The 22,192-nt window shown below is 71.4% G+C and carries 20 protein-coding genes and 1 pseudogene; 7 read left to right on the top strand and 14 right to left on the bottom strand.

The features are described from left to right. Positions 1 to 3: 3 nt before the first annotated feature. The 4 genes from ACFVYN_RS26045 to ACFVYN_RS26030 form a co-directional block, all read right to left on the bottom strand. Positions 4 to 951 (bottom strand): DMT family transporter, encoded by a 948-nt coding sequence (locus ACFVYN_RS26045; RefSeq protein WP_390002324.1) that lies wholly within the window; start codon positions 949 to 951, stop codon positions 4 to 6. A gap of 18 nt (positions 952 to 969) precedes the next feature. Further along, positions 970 to 1,791 (bottom strand): helix-turn-helix domain-containing protein, encoded by an 822-nt coding sequence (locus ACFVYN_RS26040; protein ID WP_390002323.1) that lies wholly within the window; start codon positions 1,789 to 1,791, stop codon positions 970 to 972. Between the two features lie 48 nt (positions 1,792 to 1,839). Then, positions 1,840 to 2,418: a Uma2 family endonuclease gene (locus ACFVYN_RS26035; RefSeq protein ID WP_390002321.1), complete on the bottom strand. Its 579-nt coding sequence runs from the start codon at positions 2,416 to 2,418 to the stop codon at positions 1,840 to 1,842. Between the two features lie 143 nt (positions 2,419 to 2,561). Continuing rightward, complete coding sequence (locus ACFVYN_RS26030) at positions 2,562 to 3,986, bottom strand: RNB domain-containing ribonuclease (protein WP_390002319.1); 1,425 nt, start codon at positions 3,984 to 3,986, stop codon at positions 2,562 to 2,564. Positions 3,987 to 4,050: 64 nt separating this feature from the next. On the opposite strand from ACFVYN_RS26030, the gene yaaA reads away from it, so the two are divergent. Further along, positions 4,051 to 4,833: a peroxide stress protein YaaA gene (gene yaaA, locus ACFVYN_RS26025; protein ID WP_390002318.1), complete on the top strand. Its 783-nt coding sequence runs from the start codon at positions 4,051 to 4,053 to the stop codon at positions 4,831 to 4,833. Positions 4,834 to 4,955: 122 nt separating this feature from the next. Next, positions 4,956 to 5,582 (top strand): bifunctional 4-hydroxy-2-oxoglutarate aldolase/2-dehydro-3-deoxy-phosphogluconate aldolase, encoded by a 627-nt coding sequence (locus ACFVYN_RS26020; protein WP_390002317.1) that lies wholly within the window; start codon positions 4,956 to 4,958, stop codon positions 5,580 to 5,582. On the opposite strand, the gene ACFVYN_RS26015 is transcribed toward ACFVYN_RS26020, so the two are convergent. From ACFVYN_RS26015 to ACFVYN_RS26005, 3 genes are read right to left on the bottom strand one after another with little or no spacing between them, the layout of a single operon-like run. Further along, the gene (locus ACFVYN_RS26015; protein WP_390002315.1) at positions 5,565 to 6,725 is read right to left on the bottom strand and encodes a bifunctional RNase H/acid phosphatase; all 1,161 of its coding nucleotides are present in this window, start codon (positions 6,723 to 6,725) and stop codon (positions 5,565 to 5,567) included. The two genes, ACFVYN_RS26020 and ACFVYN_RS26015, sit on opposite strands and share 18 nt — an antisense overlap. An 11-nt stretch (positions 6,726 to 6,736) precedes the next feature. Beyond that, positions 6,737 to 7,480, bottom strand: coding sequence for a zinc ribbon domain-containing protein (locus tag ACFVYN_RS26010; protein WP_390002359.1), 744 nt, complete (start codon positions 7,478 to 7,480; stop codon positions 6,737 to 6,739). Continuing rightward, positions 7,477 to 8,325, bottom strand: coding sequence for a Nif3-like dinuclear metal center hexameric protein (locus ACFVYN_RS26005; protein WP_390002313.1), 849 nt, complete (start codon positions 8,323 to 8,325; stop codon positions 7,477 to 7,479). The genes ACFVYN_RS26010 and ACFVYN_RS26005 overlap by 4 nt, the downstream gene beginning before the upstream one ends. Before the next feature lie 187 nt (positions 8,326 to 8,512). On the opposite strand from ACFVYN_RS26005, the gene ACFVYN_RS26000 reads away from it, so the two are divergent. Together ACFVYN_RS26000 and ACFVYN_RS25995 are read left to right on the top strand one after the other, a co-directional pair. Next, positions 8,513 to 9,967 (top strand): hypothetical protein, encoded by a 1,455-nt coding sequence (locus ACFVYN_RS26000; RefSeq protein ID WP_390002311.1) that lies wholly within the window; start codon positions 8,513 to 8,515, stop codon positions 9,965 to 9,967. A 96-nt stretch (positions 9,968 to 10,063) separates the two neighbouring features. Then, complete coding sequence (locus ACFVYN_RS25995; protein WP_390002310.1) at positions 10,064 to 10,216, top strand: hypothetical protein; 153 nt, start codon at positions 10,064 to 10,066, stop codon at positions 10,214 to 10,216. A gap of 57 nt (positions 10,217 to 10,273) precedes the next feature. Here the strand turns inward: ACFVYN_RS25995 and ACFVYN_RS25990 are convergent, their stop codons facing one another. From ACFVYN_RS25990 to ACFVYN_RS25980, 3 genes are read right to left on the bottom strand one after another with little or no spacing between them, the layout of a single operon-like run. After that, on the bottom strand, positions 10,274 to 11,212 hold the full coding sequence (locus ACFVYN_RS25990) for a 3-oxoacyl-ACP reductase (RefSeq protein ID WP_390002357.1): 939 nt from the start codon (positions 11,210 to 11,212) through the stop codon (positions 10,274 to 10,276). Between the two features lie 15 nt (positions 11,213 to 11,227). Beyond that, on the bottom strand, positions 11,228 to 12,304 hold the full coding sequence (locus tag ACFVYN_RS25985) for a Zn-dependent alcohol dehydrogenase (RefSeq protein ID WP_390002308.1): 1,077 nt from the start codon (positions 12,302 to 12,304) through the stop codon (positions 11,228 to 11,230). A 43-nt stretch (positions 12,305 to 12,347) separates the two neighbouring features. Next, a complete protein-coding gene (locus ACFVYN_RS25980; RefSeq protein WP_390002307.1) occupies positions 12,348 to 13,256 on the bottom strand; it encodes a MaoC/PaaZ C-terminal domain-containing protein in 909 nt (302 codons plus the stop codon). Positions 13,257 to 13,584: 328 nt separating this feature from the next. On the opposite strand from ACFVYN_RS25980, the gene ACFVYN_RS25975 reads away from it, so the two are divergent. Next, complete coding sequence (locus ACFVYN_RS25975; RefSeq protein ID WP_390002355.1) at positions 13,585 to 14,976, top strand: sensor histidine kinase; 1,392 nt, start codon at positions 13,585 to 13,587, stop codon at positions 14,974 to 14,976. A 226-nt stretch (positions 14,977 to 15,202) separates the two neighbouring features. Beyond that, the gene (locus tag ACFVYN_RS25970) at positions 15,203 to 15,835 is read left to right on the top strand and encodes a response regulator (protein WP_390002354.1); all 633 of its coding nucleotides are present in this window, start codon (positions 15,203 to 15,205) and stop codon (positions 15,833 to 15,835) included. 34 nt (positions 15,836 to 15,869) lie between these two features. Here ACFVYN_RS25970 and ACFVYN_RS25965 read toward each other — a convergent pair. From ACFVYN_RS25965 to ACFVYN_RS25950, 4 genes and pseudogenes are all read right to left on the bottom strand, one after another. After that, positions 15,870 to 17,098: pseudogene (locus ACFVYN_RS25965) on the bottom strand (RNA-guided endonuclease InsQ/TnpB family protein). 275 nt (positions 17,099 to 17,373) lie between these two features. Beyond that, entirely contained in the window at positions 17,374 to 18,180 is an 807-nt protein-coding gene (locus ACFVYN_RS25960; protein WP_390002305.1) for a hypothetical protein, read from the bottom strand. Continuing rightward, on the bottom strand, positions 18,180 to 18,719 hold the full coding sequence (locus ACFVYN_RS25955) for a SigE family RNA polymerase sigma factor (RefSeq protein ID WP_390002303.1): 540 nt from the start codon (positions 18,717 to 18,719) through the stop codon (positions 18,180 to 18,182). The genes ACFVYN_RS25960 and ACFVYN_RS25955 overlap by 1 nt, the downstream gene beginning before the upstream one ends. A gap of 51 nt (positions 18,720 to 18,770) precedes the next feature. Beyond that, entirely contained in the window at positions 18,771 to 20,213 is a 1,443-nt protein-coding gene (locus ACFVYN_RS25950) for an MFS transporter (RefSeq protein WP_390002302.1), read from the bottom strand. Between the two features lie 135 nt (positions 20,214 to 20,348). Here ACFVYN_RS25950 and ACFVYN_RS25945 point away from each other — a divergent pair, with 135 nt between their 5' ends. After that, on the top strand, positions 20,349 to 22,082 hold the full coding sequence (locus ACFVYN_RS25945) for an MFS transporter (protein ID WP_390002300.1): 1,734 nt from the start codon (positions 20,349 to 20,351) through the stop codon (positions 22,080 to 22,082). Positions 22,083 to 22,192 lie beyond the last annotated feature (110 nt).

Genomic DNA, 22,192 nt, shown 5'->3' with positions numbered 1-22,192 from the left:
ATGTTACCGGGCGCGCGCCCCGCCTCTGTCCGGCCGGGGCCCGTCCGCGGCCTCGCCCCTCGGGTGACCCAGCGCCGGGCGGGCGGCGGCCTCCGCACCGGACGCGGTCGCCAGTACCGAGCCCGCCAGGATCAGGGTGAAGGCCACGACGATGGTCGCCGTCAGTGGCTCGGAGAGGAAGATCGCGCCCGCTGCCACCGCTACCGCCGGGTTGACGTACGTGAAGACGGTTGCCCTGGTCGGGCCCGCCTCCTTGATCAGCTCCAGGAAGGCCACGAAGGCGATCGCGGTGCAGACCACGCCCAGGGTGGCCAGCGCGGCCAGGACCGAGGCAGAGGGCATCGCCGACGGCCAGGTCATCGCCGCCGCCGGGGCGTAGACCAGGGCCGCGAGGGCCAGGCAGGGGGCGATGAGCTGGAGGGTGGGGATGTCTTTGAGGTAGCGCGCGGCGATCAAGGGGGCCGTCGCGTAGCCGATCACCGTTATCAGCACCTCGGCCAGGGAGCGGGCGTCCCCGCCTGTCAGGTGCGGGACCGTGAGGACTCCTACGCCGGCCAGGCCCAGGCCGAGCCCGACGACGCGCCGCACTCCCAGCCTCTCCGTCTCGCCGAAGAAACGGGCCAGGGCCACTCCCACGATCGGGACGCCCGCGATCAGCAGGCCCGCTGTCGAGCTGGACAGGTGGCGTTCCGCGTCGGTCAGGGTCCACCAGGGGCCGATGATCTCGATGCACGCGAAGGCCAGCATCGGGCGCCAGTGGGTTCGAACTGTGGCGGGCAGGCCGCCCTGCCGTATCGCGAAGGGCAGGAGCAGGGCCGCGCCCAGCGCGCAGCGCGTGAACACCACCATCGACGGGGACAGCGGGGCGTCCACCGCCACCTTGATCAGTAGGTAGGGGATGCCCCAGACCACTCCCATCAGGGAGAACAGGAACCAGCCGCGTGCAGTCATGCGGCCATCCTCGGCGCGTCAGCGGCCCGCGTCTTGAACGCTGTTGCGGTACGCCGCCGGGGTCACCCCGAGCACCCTGCGGAACCAGCGCGTCAGGTGTGCCTGGTCCGCGAAGCCGACCAGAGCGGCCACCTCGGACGGGCGCCGGCCGGACTCCAGCAGGGTTCGGGCCCTGCCGACCCGGTACTGGGCCAACCAGGCGTACGGCGGCACCCCCATCGTCGTACGGAAGGCTCTGAGGAGTTGGTAGCGGGACAGGCCCAGGTCGGTGGCCAGGTCGGAGAGGGACGGGGGTGACTGCAACTCGTCCGCCAGGCGGTCGCGTACCGCTCTCGCCACGGCCTGCGCGCCCGGGATCACACAGGTCGTCACGCGGGACGTGGAGTGGCGGCCGGTCAGGGCCGTCAGGAGCCAGGGGAGGCGGGACTCCGTCTCCAACGGGTCCGGGCAGACGCTGAGTTCGGAGTGGGCGGAGAGGAGGGCTGCGGCCAGTTCCGGGTCGTCGAGGAGTGGCTCGCGGAAATGCGGGGTCTCCGCGGAACCGTCCGCCAGCAGGGTCGGTGCCGCGTACAGGGCGCGGTACGCGTAGCCGTCGGTCGTGTTTCCCGGGCCGCCCGTGTGCATCTCGCCCGGGGCCAGCACCACGATCGAACCCGGGCCCGTGCGGATGTGACCGCCGCGGTAGTCGATGAGTTCCAAGCCGCCCACACAGACGCCGATCGTGTACTCGTCGTGAGCGTGCGGGGCGTAGATGTGCTTGTCGAAGCGGGCGGTCAGGAGGTCGAGCGGGGGGCCGCAACGGCCCAGCCGCGTCCTGGTCCACAGTGCCTCTTCCGCCACGGTCCGTCCCCCTGTCCGTCCTGCTCAGAGAGTGCAACGCCGTGGCGGTCAGAGAAAGTCCGCGGTCTCCAGGTCGAAGGAGAAGGGGTCGGGGAGAGTGAGTGACTTGCCGAAGGGGCGGGTGCAGTGTTCTCGGTAGTCGTCTTTCTCCGGCTCGCCGAACAGCGTGACCGAGGCTGCCTCCCGGTCGACGAGGAGGTAGAGGGGGATGCCTCCGCGCGCGTAACAGCGGCGCTTGGCCTCACGGTCTGCCTGGGGCTTCGTGGACGTCACTTCCAAGACCATGGCGACACCGTTGCAACGCATCCAGGATCCGGCATGCGCGAATAGGTCGAGGTCAAGGGGCGCGAACGTGACGTCCGGAACCACGTGATTCTTCGGACAGGCCTCGCCGCTCTTCAGTAGGAGACCCTTGTTCCCCGAGAAGTCCATGTCCGTCCGGGACTGTTTGATCACTTGCCTTACGAGCCTGCTGATGTACTTCTCGTGCTCCCCGTCCGGCGGCGGCGTCACAACGATCTCCCCCTCGATCAGCTCGGCCCGGAAGCCCTCCGGGGTATCGAGGGCCAGGAAGATCTCCAGCAGTCCCTCAGCCGGCGTGAGCGGCTCATGAGCCACGGCAGTCATGTCACGCCCCTCCTTCTGTCGCTCGCCAGACTGGGACATCGGAAGATCACCTGTCCGAGAGATCGGGAACCGTTCCCTCGATCGTGGCACATGAGGATGAGCGACGTCAGTCACCGACGCCGCCCTCACCCACCGGCCTGCGATCAAGCGGGCGCGAACCGCACCTTCGAGGTTCCCGGATCCGACTGAACGACCTTCACCCTGAGGCGTTCGCCCAGAGACAGCGGCAGATCCTCCCCGTCGATCCGGCCCATGACCGCCGGCGTCTCCAGTTGCACGGTCCCCACCGTCGGTCGGTCTTCGTCGACGTCCACCACACAGCCGTCGAACACCTCCCCCACCCGGTCCTTCAGCAGAGCCGCCTCGACGAGGTCGACGCACTCGCGCTCCGCCTTGGCAGCGAGCCGACCGCCCTCGGCCATCTCGCGAGGCAGCGCATCGAGAGCCTCGAGCACCCAGTCCGGTACGGGCGCACCCGCCACCGCGGCCAGGCAGATCTCCGACGCGTACCGGTCGACCAGGCGCCGCAGCGGGGCCGTGCAGTGGGCGTAGGGGGCGGCGACCGCGGCGTGGGTGGTGAGGGAGGGCAGGATGCCGTCGCGGAAGACCGTGTAGCCCGCGCCCCGCAGCAGCGTCGTGCACTCCTGGAGGAAGGCCGCGTGGTGGGGGATCCGCGGGTCCAGGGAGCGCACCAGCGCCGCGTACGACACATGGTGCGGCCAGTCGATGTGCAGGGCGTGCGCTGTACGGCGCAACCGTCCCACCGCGCCGTCCGGGGCGGCGGGCAGGGTGCGAAGCACTCCCGTGCCGTATCCGAGCATCAGGTCAGCCGCCGCCATGCCCGTGAGCAGGGAGATCTGGGCGTTCCAGCCGTCGGCGGGCAGCGGAGCGCGGTACGACAGTTCGTACGTGCCGTCGCGTTCGACTATCTCCTGCTCGGGGGTTCTCAGGGAGATCCCGCCGCGCTCGACCTCCAGCCGCTCCCGCAGCTCGCCGACGACGCGAAGCAACTCCAGCGGCTCCTCGGCCGTGCCGGAGTCGATCGCTCGCTGCACGCCCTCGTAATCCAGCTTGGCCCGGCTGCGGACCAGGGCCCGGCGGACGTCGGCCGCGGTCGTACGGCCTTCCGCGTCGAGGTCGATCGTCCACAGCGCGGCCGGGCGGACCTGGTCCGGGAGGAGGCTCGCGGCGCCCTCGCTCAGCACCGGCGGGTGGAGCGGAACGCGGGTGTCCGGGAAGTACAGGGTCATCACCCGCCGGTGCGCCTCCGTGTCGAGGGAGCCGCCCGGGACGACGAAGGCGGCGACGTCGGCGATGGCGTACCGGAGGCGGTAGCCGGTGCCCTGCCGGGAGAGGTACATCGCCTGGTCGAGGTCGGTGGAGGCGGGCGGGTCGATGGTGAAGAGGGGGAGGTCGGTGGCGTCCTCGTACCCCTTCGGCACAGGCGCCCGTCGCGCCTCCGCCGTCACCTCGGGCGGGAAGTCGGACGGCACGCCGAGATCGGTGCGCAGGGCGGTGAAGGCGGTCCGGAGCGAGGCGCCGGTCACGCGGATGCGACGGCGGGGCATACAGCGAGGGTAAGCAGATCGGGCCCCGTACGCTGTCCGGGAGCTCAACAGAAGGAGACGTTCCGTGCTTGTCCTGCTGCCTCCCTCCGAAGGCAAGGCGTCCTCCGGTCGTGGCGCCCCGCTGAAGCTGGAGTCGCTGTCGCTGCCGGGGCTCAACGAGAGCCGCGAGGCGGTTCTCGACGCGCTCGTCGAGCTGTGCGCCGGCGACGAGCAGAAGGCGCGGGAAGTGCTGGGGCTGAGCGAGGGGCTGGCCGGCGAGGTCGCGAAGAACGTCGAGCTGAGGACCGCGGGGGCGCGGCCCGCCGGGGAGATCTACACGGGCGTGCTCTACGACGCCCTCGACCTGGCGTCTCTGGATACGGCCGCGAAGAGGCGTGCCGGGCGTTCGCTGCTCGTGTTCTCGGGGCTGTGGGGAGCGGTCCGGGTGACCGACCGGATTCCGTCGTACCGCTGCTCGATGGGGGTGCGGCTGCCGGGGCTCGGGGCGCTGGGTACGCACTGGCGTGCGCCGATGGCCTCCGTCCTCACCGAGGCCGCCGGGAAGGGGCTCGTGCTCGATCTTCGCTCCTCCGCCTACGCGGCCGCGTGGAAGCCGAAGGGTGAGGTCGCGGGGCGGACGGCGACCGTACGGGTGCTGCACGCGCCGACCCGGAAGGTCGTCAGCCACTTCAACAAGGCGACGAAGGGGCGGATGGTGCGGAGTCTGCTGTCGGCCGGGGTCACGCCGAACGGGCCCGCCGAGTTGGTCGAGGTGCTGCGGGAGCTCGGGTACGTGGTGGAGGTGTCGGCGCCCGCGAAGGCGGGGCAGGCCTGGTCGCTGGATGTGCTGGTGGACGAGGTTCACTGAGCCGCCACCGCCACGTCACCGCCACCGCCACCGCCACCGCCACCGCCACCGCCACCGGACAGTGAATTGCAGCATGCGCAACGACCTTTGCGCATGCTGCACACCGCGGGCAGGATGACGCCATGGCCCTCTCGCTCCTGGACCTCGCCCCCGTCGTGCCCGTGGTCGTCATCGAGGACGCCTCCGACGCCGTACCGCTCGCCCGGGCACTGGTCGCCGGCGGGCTGTCCGCGATCGAGGTGACCCTGCGGACGCCCGTCGCGCTCGACGCGATCCGGGCGATCGCCGGGGAGGTGCCGGAGGCCGTGGTCGGGGCCGGGACCGTCATCACGCCGGAGCAGGTGAGGGAGTCGGTGGCCGCCGGTGCGCGCTTTCTCGTCAGCCCGGGCTGGACGGACGTAGTCCTGTCTGCGATGCGGGGGTCCGGGGTGCCGTTCCTGCCGGGGGTGTCGACGACTTCGGAGGTCGTGGCGCTGCTGGAGCGGGGTGTGACGGAGATGAAGTTCTTCCCGGCGGAGGCTGCCGGCGGGACGGCGTATCTGAAGTCCCTGTCGGGGCCGTTGCCGCAGGCGCGGTTCTGTCCGACGGGAGGGATCGGGGCCGAGAACGCCCACGAGTACCTGTCGCTGCCCAACGTCGGTTGCGTGGGCGGAACTTGGATGCTCCCGGCCGATGCGATCGCCGCACGGGACTGGGCACGGGTCGAGAAGCTGGCCCGCGCGGCGACGGGACTACGGACGCAGGTGTGACGTGTCGTTGAGGAGCCGTACGCTCGCGTTGCCGTCGGCGTAGTACGCGACCACCGACATGGACGCCGCCGAGAGTTCCATGCGGAACAGGGACTCGGGCGGGGCGCCCAGCGCGAGGCGTACGAACGTCTTGATCGGGGTGACGTGGGTGACGAGCAGGACCGTACGGCCCGCGTACGCCGCCACGAGCTTGTCCCTCGTCGCCGCGATCCGGGTCGCCGTGGCCGCGAAGCTCTCTCCGCCGCCGGTGGGTTCGGCCTCCGGGTCGGACAGCCAGGTGGTGAGGTCGTCCGGGTAGCGCTCGCGCACCTCGCCGAAGGTGAGGCCCTCCCAGGCGCCGAAGTCGGTCTCGATCAGGCCGTCCTCGACGGTGACCTCGATGCCCAGACGCTCCGCCACGGCGGCGGCGGTCTGCCTGGTCCGGGTGAGCGGCGAGGCGAGGATGTGCTGGATTGTGCCCCGCTCGGCCAGGGCTTCGGCGGCTCTCCTGGCCTGTTCCCTGCCGATGTCGGACAGGGACGGATCGGTACCGCCACTTCCCGAGAACCGCTTCTGGGGGGTCAGGGGCGTCTCACCGTGGCGCAGAAGCACGAAGGCGGCCGGAGCCCCCATGTCGGCGGGCGCCCACCCCGGGCTGGCGACCGCCTTGGCGGCACGCACATCAGCCGCAGCCCTGGCATCAACAGCAGAACCAGAAGAAGCAGCCGAAGACGACAGTTTCCGTACCGAACTCGCCGACGCCCCCGAGTCCATCGCCTCGTTCGCCAGCCGGTCCGCGTGTTTGTTCTGCTCCCTCGGGATCCACTCGTACGTCACCCGCTCCGGCGGAAAGATCCTCCCCGCCTCCAGAGCGAGCGGCTTCATGTCGGGGTGCTTGATCTTCCAGCGGCCCGACATCTGCTCGACGACCAGCTTGGAGTCCATGCGGACGTGGACGCGGGCGGAGGGGTCGAGGTCGTGTGCGGCACGCAGGCCCGCCAGCAGCCCGCGGTACTCGGCGACGTTGTTCGTCACGACGCCGAGGTACTCGTACGTCTCGACCAGCGTCTCCCCCGTCGCCGCGTCCAGTACCACGGAGCCGTAGCCGGCCGGCCCGGGGTTGCCCCGCGAGCCGCCGTCCGCCTCGACGATGAACTCCCGCACGCCCGTGCCCCTTACAGGCCGGACTCGGACGTGCGGACCAGGATGCGGCGGCAGTTCTCGCAGCGCACCACGGTGTCCGGCGCGGCCGCGCGGATCTCGTTGATGTCGGTGATGGCGAGCTCCTGGCGGCAGCCCTGGCAGGTGCGCTGGTACAGCTTGGCCGCGCCGATGCCGCCCTGCTGCGCGCGGAGCTTGTCGTAGAGCTTGAGGAGGTCGGCAGGGACGGAGGCCGCGATGACCTCGCGTTCCTTGGTCGCGGAGGCGATGTCGCCGTCGAGTACCTGGAGGGCCGCGTCCCGGCGGGCGGTGGCGTCCTCGATCTTCGACTGGACGGAGGCGACCCGCTCGGTCAGCTCGGCCACCCGCTCCTGGGCGGACTCCAGACGCTCCATGACCTCCAGGACGACGTCCTCCAGGTCTCCCTGGCGCTTGGCGAGGGAGGTGATCTCGCGCTGGAGGTTCTCCAGGTCCTTGGGCGAGGTCGCGGCCCCGGAGTCCAGGCGCTGCTGGTCGCGGGCGGCGCGCTGGCGTACCTGGTCCACGTCCTGCTCGGCCTTGGTCTGCTCGCGGGCGGTGTCGCTCGCCTCGGTCTGCGCGGCCACGAGGAGGTCGCGCAGCTGGGTGGCGTCCTTCGTGAGCGACTCGATCTCGGCGTGCTCGGGCAGCGAGCGGCGCTTGTGGGCGAGCTGCTGGAGGCGGACGTCGAGGTCCTGGACGTCGAGGAGTCGGATCTGGTCGGCGGGCGCGGCGTTCAGTTGGGGGCTCCAGGTGAAGGGGAGTGGCTGGTCCATGGGTCGGTGACCGTCTTGGAGACGTGCACGCGCAGGTTCCAGCCGTGGCGGTCGGAGATCTCGTCGAGCTGGGCGGCGGCCAGCTCGCACCAGGGCCACTCGGTGGCCCAGTGCGCCGCGTCGAGCAGCGCGAGAGGACTGTGGGTGCGAGCCGCGATGAACTCTGCGACGGGGTGGTGGCGCAGGTCCGCGGTGAGGAAGGCGTCGACGCCGGCCTCGCGGACCTGGTCGAAGAGGCTGTCGCCGGAGCCGCCGCTGACGGCGACCGTGCGGACGGTGGCCTCGGGGTCGCCGGCGACGCGGATGCCCTGGGCGGTGGCCGGCAGGCGGGCGGCGGCTCGCGCGGCGAGCTCGCGGACGGTCGTCGGGGGGTCCACCTCGCACACGCGGCCCAGACCTCGGCACCCCGAGGGGTCCGTCGGGTCCGGCACCAGCGGCCGTACGACGCGGAGGTCGAGCGCGCCGGCGAGCGCGTCCGAGACGCCCGGGTCGGCGGTGTCCGCGTTGGTGTGGGCGACGTGCAGCGCGATGTCGTTCTTGATGAGGGTGTGGACGACCCGGCCCTTGAAGTGCGAGGCCGCCACGGTGGTCGTACCGCGCAGGTAGAGGGGGTGGTGGGTGACCAGCAGGTCCGCGCCCAGCTTCACCGCCTCGTCGACGATCTCCTGGACCGGGTCGACGGCGAAGAGGACCCGCGTGACCTCCTGGTCGGGTTCGCCCACGACGGTGCCGACCGCGTCCCAGGACTCGGCCCGCTCGGCGGGCCACAGGTTCTCCAGCGCGGCGATGACTTCAGACAGACGGGGCACGGGGAAAGGCTACCTGCCTGGTCCGTCCCGTCGAACCCGAGCTGCCCACGGCTGTCCCGCTCAGCACAGTCGCCCCGGTTTCCTCAGGCGAATCGTTCCTGGGCCACCCCTTTGTGTGAAGGGGAAGCGCGGCCGTCCCACGCCTGTGCGTGCGAAAACTACCTTCGTGGCCGGAGGTGACCGGACGATGACGGCCTGTGCCATCGAACCCGCGGCGGCGAACGAGGAGAACCCCGTGTACGCGGAGAACCCCGAGAACGCGGGCAGCGCGGACGGGGAGACCCCGCGGACGGAGGACGCGATCACCGAGGACGGGCAGACACCGCGGAGCGGGAACGACGGCCAGACACCGTGGAGCGCGAACGACGGCCAGACACCGCGTGGCACGAACGGCGGGCAGACACCGTGGAGCGCGAACGGCGGGCAGGCACCGTGGAGCGGGAGCGGAGAGACCCCGCGGGCGGGGTGTGTGATCACTGTCGACGGCTCCTACGCGGCCCGCCTCGCCCGCAACGGCGACTCCTGGTTCCCCGAGCGCTGGACGCTGGACGGCCCCGAGCCCTACGCGGTGCCGCTGCCCGGCAACCAGCCCGAGGAGCCCGGCACCGAGGTGCAGCCGATGGGCGACGGACGGGTGCTGATCAGGCGGTTCGCGGACGGGCGGCACGCCTTCTCGCTGCTCTACCCGACCGGTCCGCAGACCGGCGAGCTACCGCTGGGCGCGGTCGAGTGCCAGGAAGGGACGGTCCTGCGGCTGCTGCCGCCGGCGCCGGGCGGTGAGAAGGCGTACGCCCTCGCCGTGGGCCCGCGCTCCAGTGCGGTGTGGCTGGTGGCGGGCGGCGCCTTCGGGCCCGAGCATCTCGCGGAGGTCCCGGGGCGCTGCTCGGGTGGGGTGTGGCTGGACCGGGCCGGGCGGATGCTGGCCCTGGACCGGGAGGCCGGCGGACGGACCAAGGCGGTCGTGGTCGATCTGGAGCGGGGCGGGGAGGTGTCGCCGCTGCTGCAGATCGCCGACGGCAGCGACGACCGGCTGCTGCTGGCCGACCCGGACAGCGGGCTGCTGCTGATCTCCTCGGACGCACCGTCACCGGGGTGTGCGCGGCTGGGCTGGGGGGTGCTGGGCAGCACGCTGCCGGTGCGTTTCCCGGAGTGCCTGCGGGTGCCGGGCTGTGCGGTGACGCCGTTCGCGATCCAGCCGGGGCAGGTGCTGATGCCGGAGGGCTGCGGGGTGGCGCTGCGCGTCGACGGCCCGATGGGCAGCTGGGTGGGCCTGTGGCGGCCCGCCGCCCGGCAGGTCCTGCATCTTCCGGCGCCCGAGGGGTGGTTGGCGGGTGCCGGGCTGTGGACCGAGGAGGGGGAACTGCTCCTGCCGTACGCCACGCCGGACACGCCGTGCGGGGTGGCGCGGTGGGCGGCGGCATCGGTGAACGGGGCCCTCACCGGGGAGGCGGAGGGCACGGGGGAAGTGGGGCGAGCGGGGGAAGTGGGGGCGGGGGACGCGGGCCCGGAGGATCCGGAAGGCGGTGGCGCCAGCGGTGGCCTTACGGCCGCGCAGTCGCCCGCACCGGGTCCTCCGGAGCCCGTCGTGGCACGCCCTGTGCCCCTGCAGCAGGCCCCGTTGGGCAATCTTGTAACGAAGTAGTGCCGGTTGGTCCGGCCGTCTGGATTCGCCCTGTGGTGTGCCGGTTAAAATCCCCCCGCTGTAAGAAAGATCATGTTGACGGGGTGAATTACTTCCATGAGCGACGCCAGCACGAACCAGTCGACCGCCGACGTCCAGGAGTCCACGGGCCACGGTAAACACCGGGGTCCGGTCTCGGTCCAGGACAGCGACACGGCCCCCCGCGGCCGTCACCGCAAGTCGGTCGAGCAGTCCGAGGCCGCGGCCTGAGGGCAGACGACGTCACACGGCCCTGTCTCCCTTACGGGAGACAGGGCCGTCGCGCGTCTACTCCCGTTTGAGTCCCAGCACTTCGGCCGCCGCGAAGGTCTCCCCCGCCGGCCGCCGCGCGTAGTGCGGGGTGAGCAGCGCGTCCAGTTCGTCGTAGGTGAACGTGTCCTGCTTGCTGTCGAACTTCGCCTGTACCCGCGGCCGTTCGACGACGACGACCATCCCTCCGTGGACGACGAGCAGCTGGCCGTTGACGCGCTCGGCGGCGGGCGAGGCCAAGTAGCCGACGAGCGGGGCGACATGCTCGGGGGCGAGGGGGTCGAGTCCCGACTCGGGCTGCTCCAGGCCGGCGAAGACGTCCTCGGTCATCCGGGTGCGGGCGCGCGGGCAGATGGCGTTGGTGGTGACGCCGTACTTGGCGAGCGCGAGGGCCGTCGAGGTGGTGAGTCCGACGATCCCGCCTTTGGCCGCCGCGTAGTTGGGCTGTCCGGCGGACCCGGCGAGGAACGCCTCCGAGGAGGTGTTGACGATACGGCCGTACACCGGCCCGCCCGCCGCCTTGGACCGCTCGCGCCAGTGCGCGGCAGCGAACCGGGTCGTGTTGAAGTGGCCCTTGAGGTGGACCCGGATCACCGCGTCCCACTCGCCCTCGGTCATGGAGAAGACCATGCGGTCGCGCAGGATGCCCGCGTTGTTGACGAGGATGTCGAGCTTGCCGAACTCCTCGATCGCCAACTCCACGAGCTGCCGCGCCTGTTGGTGGTCGGCCACGTCCCCGGTATGGGCGACGGCCCGTCCGCCCGCGGCCCGGATCTCCCCGGCGACCTGCTCGGCGGGGCCCGCGGAGGCCTCGCCGGATCCGTCCCGGCCGGGCTGTCCGAAGTCGTTGACGACCACGGTCGCGCCGAGCCGGGCCAGCTCCAGCGCCTCAGCCCGGCCGAGCCCACGGCCTGCGCCGGTGACGATCGCCGCGAGTCCCTCGAGTGGCAGTGGCAGGGTCATCGCGGGCCCTCAGATCTCGATGCACGTGCGGAGTGAGGTCCCCGAGCGCATCTGGTCCAGCGCCTCGTTGATCTCGCTCAGCGGCACCCGGTGGGTGATCAGGCCGTCCAGGTCGATGCGGCCGGCCCGCCACAGGGCGATGGTCCGCTCGTAGGAGCGCAGGACGTCGCCGCCGCCGTACAGGGACGGCAGGATGCGCTTCTCGTCGAAGAACAGCTCGAACATGTTGAGCTGGAGGTTGTCGTCCATGGCGCCCGCACCGACGATCACGAGGGTGCCGCCGCGCCGGGTCGTCTCGTACGCCGTCCTTGCGGTCGCGGACTTGCCGACGACCTCGAAGACGTAGTCGAAGCCCTCGCCCGCGGTCACCTGCTGTTTGGCGTCGGCCAGTTCGTCCGGGGAGACGGCCCGGGTGGCGCCGAATCCCAGGGCGGCCTCGCGGCGGGAGGCGACCGGGTCGACGGCGACGATCTCGGCGGCGCCCTTGAGGCGGGCGCCCTGGATGGCGGAGATGCCGACGCCGCCGCAGCCGATGACGGCGACCGAGGAACCGGCCTCCACGTCCGCGGTGTTGAGCGCGGCGCCGAGTCCGGTGGTGACCCCGCAGCCGATCAGTGCCGCGATGTCGAAGGGCACGTCGTCGGGGATCGGCACCGCGCAGCCCGCGTCGACGACGACCTCCTCGGTGAAGGTGCCGGTGCCCGCGAAGCCGAACACATCACCGCCGGGGCGCCGGAAGTTCGGGGTGCCCGCGTTCATGAACCCGGCCAGACACAGTTCGGTCTGGCCGCGCTTGCAGGCGGGACAGACGCCGCAGGCGGGCAGCCAGCAGACGACGACCCGGTCGCCCGCCTTCAAGTGGCTGACACCTTCCCCGACTTCGACGATCTCCCCGGCACCTTCGTGTCCGGGCACGAAGGGCGCCGGCTGCGGCAGGACCCCGCCCATGGCGGACAGGTCCGAGTGGCACAGTCCGGTGGCCCGTATCCGGATCCGCACCCTGCCGGGCCCGAAGCCCACCGCCTCGACGTCATCGAGGACGTCGAGCTTTTCCTGGCCGATCTCGTGCAGTACGGCTGCGCGCATGGTGCGGGCTCCCCTCGTACGGCGTTCTGGTTCAGGAGTGTTCTCAGTGCTGGGCGTGCTCGGAGTGCTCGGAGTGATCGGAGTGCTCGACGATGGTGTCGGCGAGGACGGGTGCGTCGTCGCGCTCCACGGCGCCGACGGCGACCCGGGTGGACTCCGGTGTGTGCCACATACGGATCCGCAGGGTCTCCCCCGGGTACACGACCCCGGCGAACCGGGTGACGTACGACCGCACCCGGGTCACGTCCCCGCCGAGCAGCGTGTCGACGACCGCCTTGAGCGTGATGCCGTAGGTGCACAGTCCGTGCAGGATGGGCCGCTCGAAGCCGGCGACCTTGGCGAACTCCGGGTCGGCGTGCAGCGGGTTCCAGTCGCCGGACAGGCGGTAGAGCAGCGCCTGGTCCTCCCGGATGGGGCGCTCCACGGTCCGGTCGGGTTCGCCTGCGGGGGGTTCGAGGCGTGCGGAGGGGCCCCGGTCGCCGCCCCAGCCGCCCTCTCCCCGTACGAAGATCTGGGCGTCGTTGGTCCACAACGGGCCCTCGGCATCGGCGACTTCGGTGCGCAGGACCAGGACGGCCGCCTTGCCCTTGTCGTACACGGCGGCGATGCGGTGGGTGGCGGTCGCGGTGCCCTGGGCGGGGAGCGGGCGGTGGACGATCAGCGACTGGCCGCCGTGCAGGACCTTGGCGAGGTCGACGTCGATGCCCGGCATGGACAGACCGCCGATCACTCCCGGCGATCCCGAGCCCGCGACCGTGGCGAAGCTCGGCAGGACGTGCAGCCGGGATTCGAGGGTGTAGCGCAGTTCGTCGGGGTCGGTGGCGGGGCTGGGTTTGCCGGGATGCGAGCCCGCCCCGATGCCGAGGTGGTAGAGCTGGACGTCCTTGGAGTTCCAGGAGATCTCGCCGGTCCGGGGCTCGGCGGCGAGGGCCTTGGCTGCGTCGATGGGCATACGGCTCCTGACAGGGGCTCGGTCAAGACCTCGGCCAAGACCTCGGTACGGCCGTCCGCACCGTCGGCCGCACCGAGGTCGTCGCGGGCCGATCTAGAACGCGTTCCAGTCCGGCGCCCTCTGTATAGCCGAGCCCACCGCAGTTGTGAAGGCTCCTGACGGTGTGTCAGGTGAGTGTCGGGCCGGTGCCGGGTGGGCTGTCCTGGTTCCGGCACCGTGACATTTGTACTGCCCAAGTCCGTACACGCACACCTGCCGGGCGGACTCCGCGATCCGTAGCGTCTTCGGTATGCCAACAGGAGACACGAGCGGGTTCGGGGGAACGGTCATGGTCTGGTCGCGCAAGCTCTCGCGCCGCGTGGGCGAGGTCCGCGAGGGGGTCCGCGAAGCGCGGAAGCACCAGCGGGACTGGAAGGCGAACAAAGCATGCTTCAAGGCCGAGTACAAGGCCGCGCAGGAGGCCGGCGAGATCCACCCGAAGGCGGGCCTGGGCAGCGGGTTCGGTCTGCTGCCGTGGCTGCTGCTGGGGATGGGCGCCTTCTCCAACCTCTTCAAGGGCGAGGCCGCCAACCCGTGGATCGGCGCGCTGGGGCTGCTCACGTTCAACTCGCTCTACGTCTACGTCGCCTTCCGCGCCTTCCACCAGGAGACCCGGGACGCGGTCTCCACCCGGGTGGCCCTGGTGCTGATGGGACTGGTCACCTGCGGTCTCGCGCTGGGGTACGGCGGCAACTGGCTGCTCTTCTTCCCCCTGCTCGGCCTCGCGACGGGCGCGGTCGTGCGGCTGCCGCACCTGCGGTGGGTGGGAGCGGTCGTGACCGTGGTCGCCGGCGCGGCCTCCGTCTTCCGCGACGGCTGGGGCGGACTCGACACCGCGTACGCCACCTGGATCTCCACGATGGTGACGGCCGCGATCCTGTCCCTGTCCGAAGCGGTACGGCAGTTGCGGGAGGCCCGCGAGGAACTGGCCCGGCGTGCGGTCGAGGAGGAGCGGCTGCGGTTCTCCCGCGATCTGCACGACCTGCTCGGGCACACGCTGTCGGTGATCGTGGTGAAGTCGGAGGCGGCCCGGCGGCTCGCCCCACGCGATCTGGACGCGGCGCTCGTCCAGGTCTGCGACATCGAGTCGGTCGGCCGCCAGGCGCTCACCGAGATCCGCGAGGCGGTGACCGGCTACCGCGAGGGCAGCCTCAGTACGGACCTCGACCGTGCCGTCTCGGCTCTGCGTGCCGCGGGCATCGAGCCCGTCGTCCACCGCTCCGGACATCCGCTCACCGCCCAGACCGAGACCCTGCTGGGCTGGGTGGTCCGCGAGGCGGTGACCAACGCGGTCCGGCACAGCGGGGCGGAGCGCTGCGAGATCTCCGTGCGGGGCTCGGCGGAACGGGTGCTGCTGCGTGTCTGGGACGACGGCCGAGGGACGGCGGCCGGCACGGCGCCGACCGTGCGTGAGCGCGGGGGTGAGTGCGGCGGTGAGTGCGGGGGTGACTGCCGGGGTGAGAACGCCGGCACGGTGTCCATCCCGGTCGTCGGCGGCACCGGTCTCAAGGGGCTCGCCGAGCGGCTGGCCGCGGCCGGCGGGTCGTTGGAGGCAGGTCCGGGGCCACGGGGCGGGTTCGTGGTGCGGGCCGAGCTGCCGGTCGAGTCGGTGGCACCGGGACCGTCCGGGGAGCCGGCGGGGGCGGTGCGCGGGGCCCGGATCGACGAGGTGGCCGGGTGACGCCGTACGGGGCCGTCCCCTCTTCCGCTCCTCCTGTTCTCGAGGATTCTTCAGTTCTCAAGGATGCGGCGGTGACCGCAGCGCGGGAGCGGGAGACGCGCGGCGCGGCGGGCGGCTCGGGCGGCGGCCCGTCGCCGATGAGGACGGTCAGCCGCGCGCTCCAGCGCAACGTCGTCACACCCCCACCGCTCCCCCCGACGCGCCCTACTCTTGGGCCGTGAACGAGATGCCCCGGGAGCACCGGGCCGCCAAGTCCATCCGCGTGCTGCTCGCCGAGGACCAGGGCATGATGCGCGGGGCGCTCGCGCTGCTGCTCGGGATGGAGGCGGACATCGAGGTCGTGGCCCAGGTCGCGGCCGGGGACGCGATCGTGGACGCGGCACTCCTCCACCGCCCCGACGTGGCGCTGCTCGACATCGAACTGCCGGGGATGAGCGGCCTGGACGCCGCCGCCGAACTACGCGACCAGGCACCTGGCTGCCGGGTGCTGATCCTGACCACCTTCGGACGACCCGGCTACCTGCGCCGGGCCATGGAGGCGGGTGCCGCCGGTTTCCTCGTCAAGGACGGTCCCGTGGAGGAGCTCGCGGTCTCTATCCGCCGGGTGCTGACCGGCGAGACCGTGATCGACCCCGCCCTCGCCGCGGCCGCCCTGAGCGCCGGCCCCAACCCCCTCACCGCCCGCGAGTGCGACGTCCTCAAGGCGTCCACGGACGGCGCGACGGTCGCCGACATCGCCGGCAGGCTCCACCTCTCCGAGTCCACCGTCCGCAACTACCTCTCCTCCGCCATCGGCAAGACGGGCACCCGCAACCGGATGGAGGCCGTACGGGCGGCCCGGCAGCAGGGGTGGCTTTGAATCCTCCCCCTCGCAAACGAGGGGGATTCCTGGCTCAGGCTGCCTGGCGGAACAGCGTCCCGCCGGGTCTTGCGCCATCAGCACCAGCCGGGTTGAGACCAGCCCGGACCAGCATCACGCGGGCGGAGTTCTTGTCTCTGGGCGAGACGGTTCCGCACGCGGCGCAGGCATAGGTTCGTTCGGACAGCGGTAGTGCGTGCTTGGTTCTCGCTCCGCACTGGGCGCAGTCCATCGTGGTGTGCGCGGGATGGACCAGGTGCGCGATCCTGCCGTGCTTGCGGGCCATCTCCAACAGCGCCTTCTTGGTGGCACCGATGGCGGCATCGGCGGCCTTCCTCGCCATGGTCGACTTCGCGAGGAACTTCGGCCGAAAGTCCTCCACGGCGATGGCGTCGTGGTCGCCCACCACGCGCTTGGCCCACTTGCGTCCGGTGTCCTGCCGCTGCCGGGACAGCTTCTTGTACGCCTTGGCCCTCAGCTTCTTCGCCTCGCGGTAGCCCTTGGAGGCTGCCTGTCCTGTGGCGGGTTTGCGGCGGGCCATCATGCGGTCGTACCGCGACAGCTTCGCCTGAGCTTTCTTCCCGTACTGGGCATGCGGGAGGTCGTGGGTGTCGCTGGTGGTGGTCGCGGTCTGACTGACGCCCCAGTCGATCCCGATCACCTGGCCGGTCCCGGGCAGCGGCTGGGCTTCGGCGGGCACGACGAACGAGGCGTACCAGTGCCCCAGGCTGTCACGGTACACGCGCACCGAGGACGGTTCGGCGGGAAGATCCCGCGACCACACGACCGTCAGGGCGATGTTGCCTGCGAGGTGCAGACGGCCGTCCTTCAGCCGGAAGCCGCGCCTGGTGTAGTTCAGGCTCGGGTCGGCCTCACGCTTTCTCTTGTACTTCGGCATCCCGGCCCGGCGATGCTGCGGCAGACGTTCGCGGATGTCCTTGTGCGCCTTCGCGCGGGACGTGCCGAAGTCGCGGATGATCTGCTGCTGGGGAACCGATGACCCCTCACGCAGCCACGGCGTCTTCGCGCGGGCTTCGGTCAGCATCGTGTCCAGCCGGGCCGGACCGCACGTCGCCTTGTCGGCGTCTTCAGGCGGTTCTTGTTCCACAGGTCGGTCTGCTGGGACTTGGCGACGCACTCGTTCCAGACCCACCGGCACCGGTCCCACTCCGCCAGCAGCGCACGCTCAGCGGTCGACGACACACGCAGCCGGAACGTCCACCGGGCATGCCCGGTGGCCCCGCCCTCCTTCACCCCCGACACGACACCCCCCACACCCCGCCCGATCGCCCCAGCTTCCCTTAAGAGACCGTACGTGCGACACGCGCACACCCGTACCCCACTACGGCGAAGCCACCCCCACCAGCGAACACGGGCACACCCGTTCGCTCTCCGTCTCCGTCAGTGGCCTTGCGGGCGCTCCGCGCCCCAAAGACCGGACACGGCGACGCTCCGCGTCGCCATCCACGGGATGCGATTCCTCCCCGGCGTGAACGCCGGGGCATCCTCGCAAGAATCAGGTGAGCCCGGCGGTTTCCCTACTCGATCACCTCCGCCGTCTCGTACTCGGTGTCCTTCGGTGCCACGCACACGAACCAGTTGTAGTTGGAGCCCGCCGCCGACCGGATCGCCGGGTCATCGGTGCCGGTCGCGGAGCCGACCTTCTCCACCACCGTCGCCGTCCCGTTCGTCCAGGCGCAGTTGACGCGCTGGGCGGTCTTGGCGACATAGCCGATGACGAGGCGGACGTCCTTCGTGTCACCCGGTTCGAGGGGAAGGGAGCCGGACATGAGATCCGTGCCGGTGAGGGTGTCCGTCCTGGGGACCGTGTTCTCCATGACCTTCGTCGTCCGGTCGCCGTAGCCGCGGTAGACGAAGTAGGTGGTCTTGCCGATCAGGTCGGAGGCCTTGTGGGCATCCGGCGGGGTCTCACCTCGCAGCGCCATGGCGGCACGCTGGGACTCGGCCTGTCGCTCGTCGCGCGGGGCCGGCCACATGTCGAGCAGAACCCGCCACTTGGTGCCCTGGTCGGTACCGGTCGCCAGGGTGGTGCGCAGGGCCCTGGACGGGTCGGCGTCGGCCGAAGCCGAAGCGGACGGCCGGGTCGCCACCTGCCCGCCGTCCCCGCCCGGCAGCCCCGCCACCGCGAGCGTCGCCGAAGACCCCGCGAGGACCAGTGCCGTGGCCGTGGCCACCGCCCAGCGGCGGGCCCGGCGCCTGCGGCCACCGCGGAGCACCGCCTGGTAGGGGGCTATGCCGATCTCCACCTCGTCGGCGGCGTCGGCCAGCAGGAGGGCGATGTCGCTGTCACTCATGTCGTGGCTCTTCTCCCGGTCCGCGCTCATCAGTTCCGCCCTCCTTGGGTCACCATGTCGGCCAGGCCGGGTATGGCGCGAAGTTTCGCGATCCCCTTGGCCGCGTTGCTCTTCACCGAGCCGACCGAGCAGCCCATCGCCTCGGCCGTCTGTGTCTCGGTGAGGTCCTCCCAGTACCGCAGGACCACCGCCTCCCGCTGCCGGGGCGGCAGTTGGGCCAGCGCCGTCAGCAGGGCGCTGCGGTCGTCGGCCTGGGCAATGCGGTCACCGGTGTCGGCGACCTCGCGCACCAGGCCGGAGTCGTCCCCCCGTGCCAGGAACTCCCTGAGCTTCCTGCGGTGCCTGCGCGCATGCGCGTTGATCATCACGCGCCGTACATACGCCTCCGGATCGTCCGCCGAGCCAACTCTCCGCCAGGCCACATAGGCCTGTTCGAGGGTCGTCTGGACCAGGTCCTCCGCGGCGTGCTGCTCCCCCGTGAGGAGAAATGCCGTCCTCATCAGCCGCGGCCAGCGGCCGATGACAAAGCTCTGGAACTCCTCGTCCCGAGCCTCTTTTCGATCCCCCATGGGCACCTCCTAGATGTCTAAAGGAGTCCATGGGCAGCCCGGACCGTTGCCTCAGTTCACGGAGATCTTTCTCGGCAGCCACGCCAACATCAGGACCACCCCGCCGAGCAGCACCCCCGTCCCCACCCGGAACGCCAGCGCGTACCCCTCCGTCAGGGCCTCCGGCGAACCCACTCCCCCCGTTCGAGCCGCGGCCAGCGTCGACAGGACGGCGAGCCCCAGCGAACCCCCCATCGTGCGCGAGGTGTTCACCAGCCCCGACACCAGCCCGGCCTCCCCCGGCGCCGCCCCCGACGTGGCCAGCGAGGCGAGCGGGGTCGTGGCGAGACCGGCGCCCAGCATCATCAGGATCCCGGGACACATGATCGCGGTCACATAGCCGCCGTCCGCGGTCATCGTCGACTGCCAGGCGAACCCGGCGACCGCGACCGCCGTACCGAGGACGGCCACCCACCGCGCTCCAAGTCGGCGCATGAAACGCGGGGCGAGTTTCGAGCCGACCACGATCGCCAGCGAGGCCGGGATCAGCGCGGCTCCGGCGGCCAGGGGCGAGTAGCCGAGGACGTTCTGGGCGTAGAGCGTCATGAAGAACCACATGGAGAACATCGCGGAGCCGCTCAGGAACATCCCCGCGTTCGCCGAGGCCACCGCCCGCACCCTGAGCAGTCCGAGCGGCATCAGCGGGGCGGCCGTACGGGACTCGACGACGAGGAAGCCCCCCACCAGCGCGAGTCCGGCGGCCAGCGGGACCACGGTCGCGGCCGCCGTCCACCCCTCGGCCTCGGTCTGCGAGATGCCGTACGCCAAGACCGCCAGTCCCCCGGTGACCAGCAGCGCTCCCGGCAGGTCGAGGCGCCGCCCGTCCCCCCTGCGGCTCTCGGTCAGCCACAGCAGCGAGCCCAGCAGGACCAGCGCGCCGACGGGCACGTTGATCAGCAGCACCCAGCGCCAGGACAGGGTGTCCACCAGGAGGCCGCCGACGAATCCGCCCGCGGCGCCGCCCCCCGCTCCCACGGCCGTCCAGGTGGCGATGGCCCGGGCCCGAGCGGCCCCCTCCGGGACGGCCGACGTGACGATGGTCAGCGTCGCGGGCGCCAGCACCGCCGCGCCCAGCCCCTGCACGGCCCGCGCGATCAGCAGCTGGGCGTCTCCCTGGGCCAGCCCGCCGGCCAGCGAGGCCACCGTGAACAGCCCGAGCCCGACCAGGAACATCCGCTTGCGGCCGTAGAGGTCGCCGGCCCGGCCGCCGAGGAGCATGAACCCGGCGAAGGCGATGGAGTAGGCGTTCACGACCCACTGGAGTCCGGATTCGCTCATGTCCAGGTCGGCGCGCATGGACGGCAGTGCCACGTTGACGACGGACACGTCGAGGACGACCAGGAACTGGCCGGCGCACGCCAGCGCCACCACCAGCCAGGCGGGAGGCGCCGACCGGGGTCTGCGGGGTCTGCGGGGTCTGCGGGCGACTTCAGCGGCTTCGAGCATGGCTGCCATGCTCTCAACCCGCCTCCGCTTCCCCAAGAGAATATAAAGAAATCGTTAGTACGCCGAAGCATCGGAATAGTTGCCCATGCATACGTAGTTCAAGCCACACGTAACCGATCTTCCAGGCCCGGAGGCCTTCCTCACATGACGCACACGCCGACCGACCAGCCCAACCGGAGAGCGTCCGGCGCTGTCGTCCCGGTGCTCGCCTTCGCGGGCATCGTGGTCGCGGTGATGCAGACCCTGCTCGTCCCGGTCATCAAGGACCTGCCGCAACTGCTGGACACCGCGCCGAGCAACGCCACCTGGGTCCTGACGTCCACCCTGCTCTCGGGCGCCGTCGCCACCCCGATCATGGGCCGCCTCGGCGACCTGTACGGCAAGCGCCGGATGCTGATCTTCAGCCTCTCCGTGATGGTCGTGGGCGCCCTGGTCAGCGCCCTCACCAGCGACCTGCTCACGATGATCGCCGGCCGCACCCTCCAGGGCTTCGCGATGGGCGCGATCCCCCTCGGCATCGGCCTGATGCGCGACATGCTGCCCCGCGAGAAGCTCGGCTCGGCCATGGCCCTGATGAGCTCCTCGATCGGCGTCGGCGGCGGCCTCGCGCTGCCCCTCGCGGCACTGATCGCCCAGCACGCCGACTGGCACGCCCTCTTCTACGGCGCCGCGGGCATCGGCGCGCTCGCCATCGTCCTCACCCTCGTCGTCGTCCCCGAGTCCCCGGCGCGTGCCGAGGGCACCTTCGACGTCCTGGGCGCGATCGGCCTCTCCATCGGCCTGGTCCTCTTCCTCCTCCCGATCACCAAGGGCAGCGACTGGGGCTGGACCTCGGGCACCACGCTCGGCCTGTTCGCCGCGTCGGCCGTCGTCCTCCTCCTGTGGGGCGTCATGGAGCTGCGCGTGAAGGCCCCCCTGGTCGACCTGCGCACCACCGCCCGCCCGGCGGTCCTCTTCACCAACCTGGCGTCGATCATGGTCGGTGTCTCCTTCTACGTCGTCTCGCTCGTCCTTCCCCAGCTGCTCCAGCTCCCGAAGGCGACCGGCTACGGCCTCGGCCAGTCGATGGTCGTCGCCGGCCTGCTGGTCGCGCCGCTGGGCCTGACGATGATGTTCACCGCGCCCGTGTACGCCCGGCTGTCGGCGAAGTACGGCCCCAAGGTCACCCTCATCCTCGGCATGCTGATCATCGCGATCGGCTACGGCGCGGGCCTCGGCCTCATGAGCGCCGCCTGGCAGAGCCTGGTCATCGCGGTGGTGCTGGGCGCGGGCATCGGTCTCGCGTACTCCTCTCTTCCCGCCCTGATCGTCGGCGCGGTCCCCGCCTCGGAGACGGGTGCGGCGAACGGGCTCAACACGCTGATGCGCTCCATCGGTACGTCCGTGTCGAGCGCCGTGATCGGGATGGTGCTGGCGAACACGGCGAACAACGTCGGGGGCGTCGCGGTACCGACCATGCACGGCTTCCGGGTGTCGTTCCTGATCGCGACCGGCGCGGTGGCGGTCGGGCTGCTGATGGCCCTGTTCCTGCCGAAGCCGAACCGCGCGCCGCAGCTGCGGGCGAGCAGCGAGGAGGAGACGAACCTGGAGCGGGCCGAGAAGGCTCTGCGGGGCTTCCGGGGCCGTGTCCTCGACGCGTCCGGCGCTCCGGTCGCCCGTGCCAAGGTCACGCTGATCGACCGGCGCGGACGGCAGGCGGGGGCGACCCTGTCCGGTGACGACGGCACGTACGTCCTGACCGTCCCCGCCCAGGGCGCCTACGTCCTCGCCGCCCGCGCCACCGGCCACGGCCCCCTGGCCTCCTCGGCCACCCACGCGGGCGACGACCGCGCGATCGACCTGGACCTGGCCCTGCCGGGCGAGACGGTCACCGCCTGACCGACACGAACACCGGCCCACATCCCCGCCCCCGCCCCGGGGCGGGGATGTGCTGCGTCGGGGGCGCCCGGAAGGACGTAGGACCGACGGCGCCCAGTCCGATCACGCGC

Source organism: Streptomyces sp. NPDC058307, from assembly GCF_042880295.1.
Lineage (GTDB): Bacteria > Actinomycetota > Actinomycetes > Streptomycetales > Streptomycetaceae > Streptomyces.
The sequence above is the reverse complement of the archived record's forward strand: the minus strand, read 5'-3'. Positions and strand labels throughout refer to the sequence as shown.

Bases quoted from the DNA above. Each gene is read 5' to 3' on its own strand.
- ACFVYN_RS26045 (WP_390002324.1), bottom strand. From the start codon at position 951: ATGACTGCACGCGGCTGGTTCCTGTTCTCCCTGATGGGAGTGGTCTGG.
- ACFVYN_RS26035 (WP_390002321.1), bottom strand. From the start codon at position 2,418: ATGACTGCCGTGGCTCATGAGCCGCTCACGCCGGCTGAGGGACTGCTG.
- ACFVYN_RS26030 (WP_390002319.1), bottom strand. From the start codon at position 3,986: ATGCCCCGCCGTCGCATCCGCGTGACCGGCGCCTCGCTCCGGACCGCC.
- ACFVYN_RS26020 (WP_390002317.1), top strand. From the start codon at position 4,956: ATGGCCCTCTCGCTCCTGGACCTCGCCCCCGTCGTGCCCGTGGTCGTC.
- ACFVYN_RS26000 (WP_390002311.1), top strand. From the start codon at position 8,513: ATGACGGCCTGTGCCATCGAACCCGCGGCGGCGAACGAGGAGAACCCC.
- ACFVYN_RS25995 (WP_390002310.1), top strand. From the start codon at position 10,064: ATGAGCGACGCCAGCACGAACCAGTCGACCGCCGACGTCCAGGAGTCC.
- ACFVYN_RS25985 (WP_390002308.1), bottom strand. From the start codon at position 12,304: ATGCGCGCAGCCGTACTGCACGAGATCGGCCAGGAAAAGCTCGACGTC.
- ACFVYN_RS25980 (WP_390002307.1), bottom strand. From the start codon at position 13,256: ATGCCCATCGACGCAGCCAAGGCCCTCGCCGCCGAGCCCCGGACCGGC.
- ACFVYN_RS25975 (WP_390002355.1), top strand. From the start codon at position 13,585: ATGGTCTGGTCGCGCAAGCTCTCGCGCCGCGTGGGCGAGGTCCGCGAG.
- ACFVYN_RS25970 (WP_390002354.1), top strand. From the start codon at position 15,203: ATGCCCCGGGAGCACCGGGCCGCCAAGTCCATCCGCGTGCTGCTCGCC.
- ACFVYN_RS25960 (WP_390002305.1), bottom strand. From the start codon at position 18,180: ATGAGCGCGGACCGGGAGAAGAGCCACGACATGAGTGACAGCGACATC.
- ACFVYN_RS25955 (WP_390002303.1), bottom strand. From the start codon at position 18,719: ATGGGGGATCGAAAAGAGGCTCGGGACGAGGAGTTCCAGAGCTTTGTC.
- ACFVYN_RS25950 (WP_390002302.1), bottom strand. From the start codon at position 20,213: ATGGCAGCCATGCTCGAAGCCGCTGAAGTCGCCCGCAGACCCCGCAGA.
- ACFVYN_RS25945 (WP_390002300.1), top strand. From the start codon at position 20,349: ATGACGCACACGCCGACCGACCAGCCCAACCGGAGAGCGTCCGGCGCT.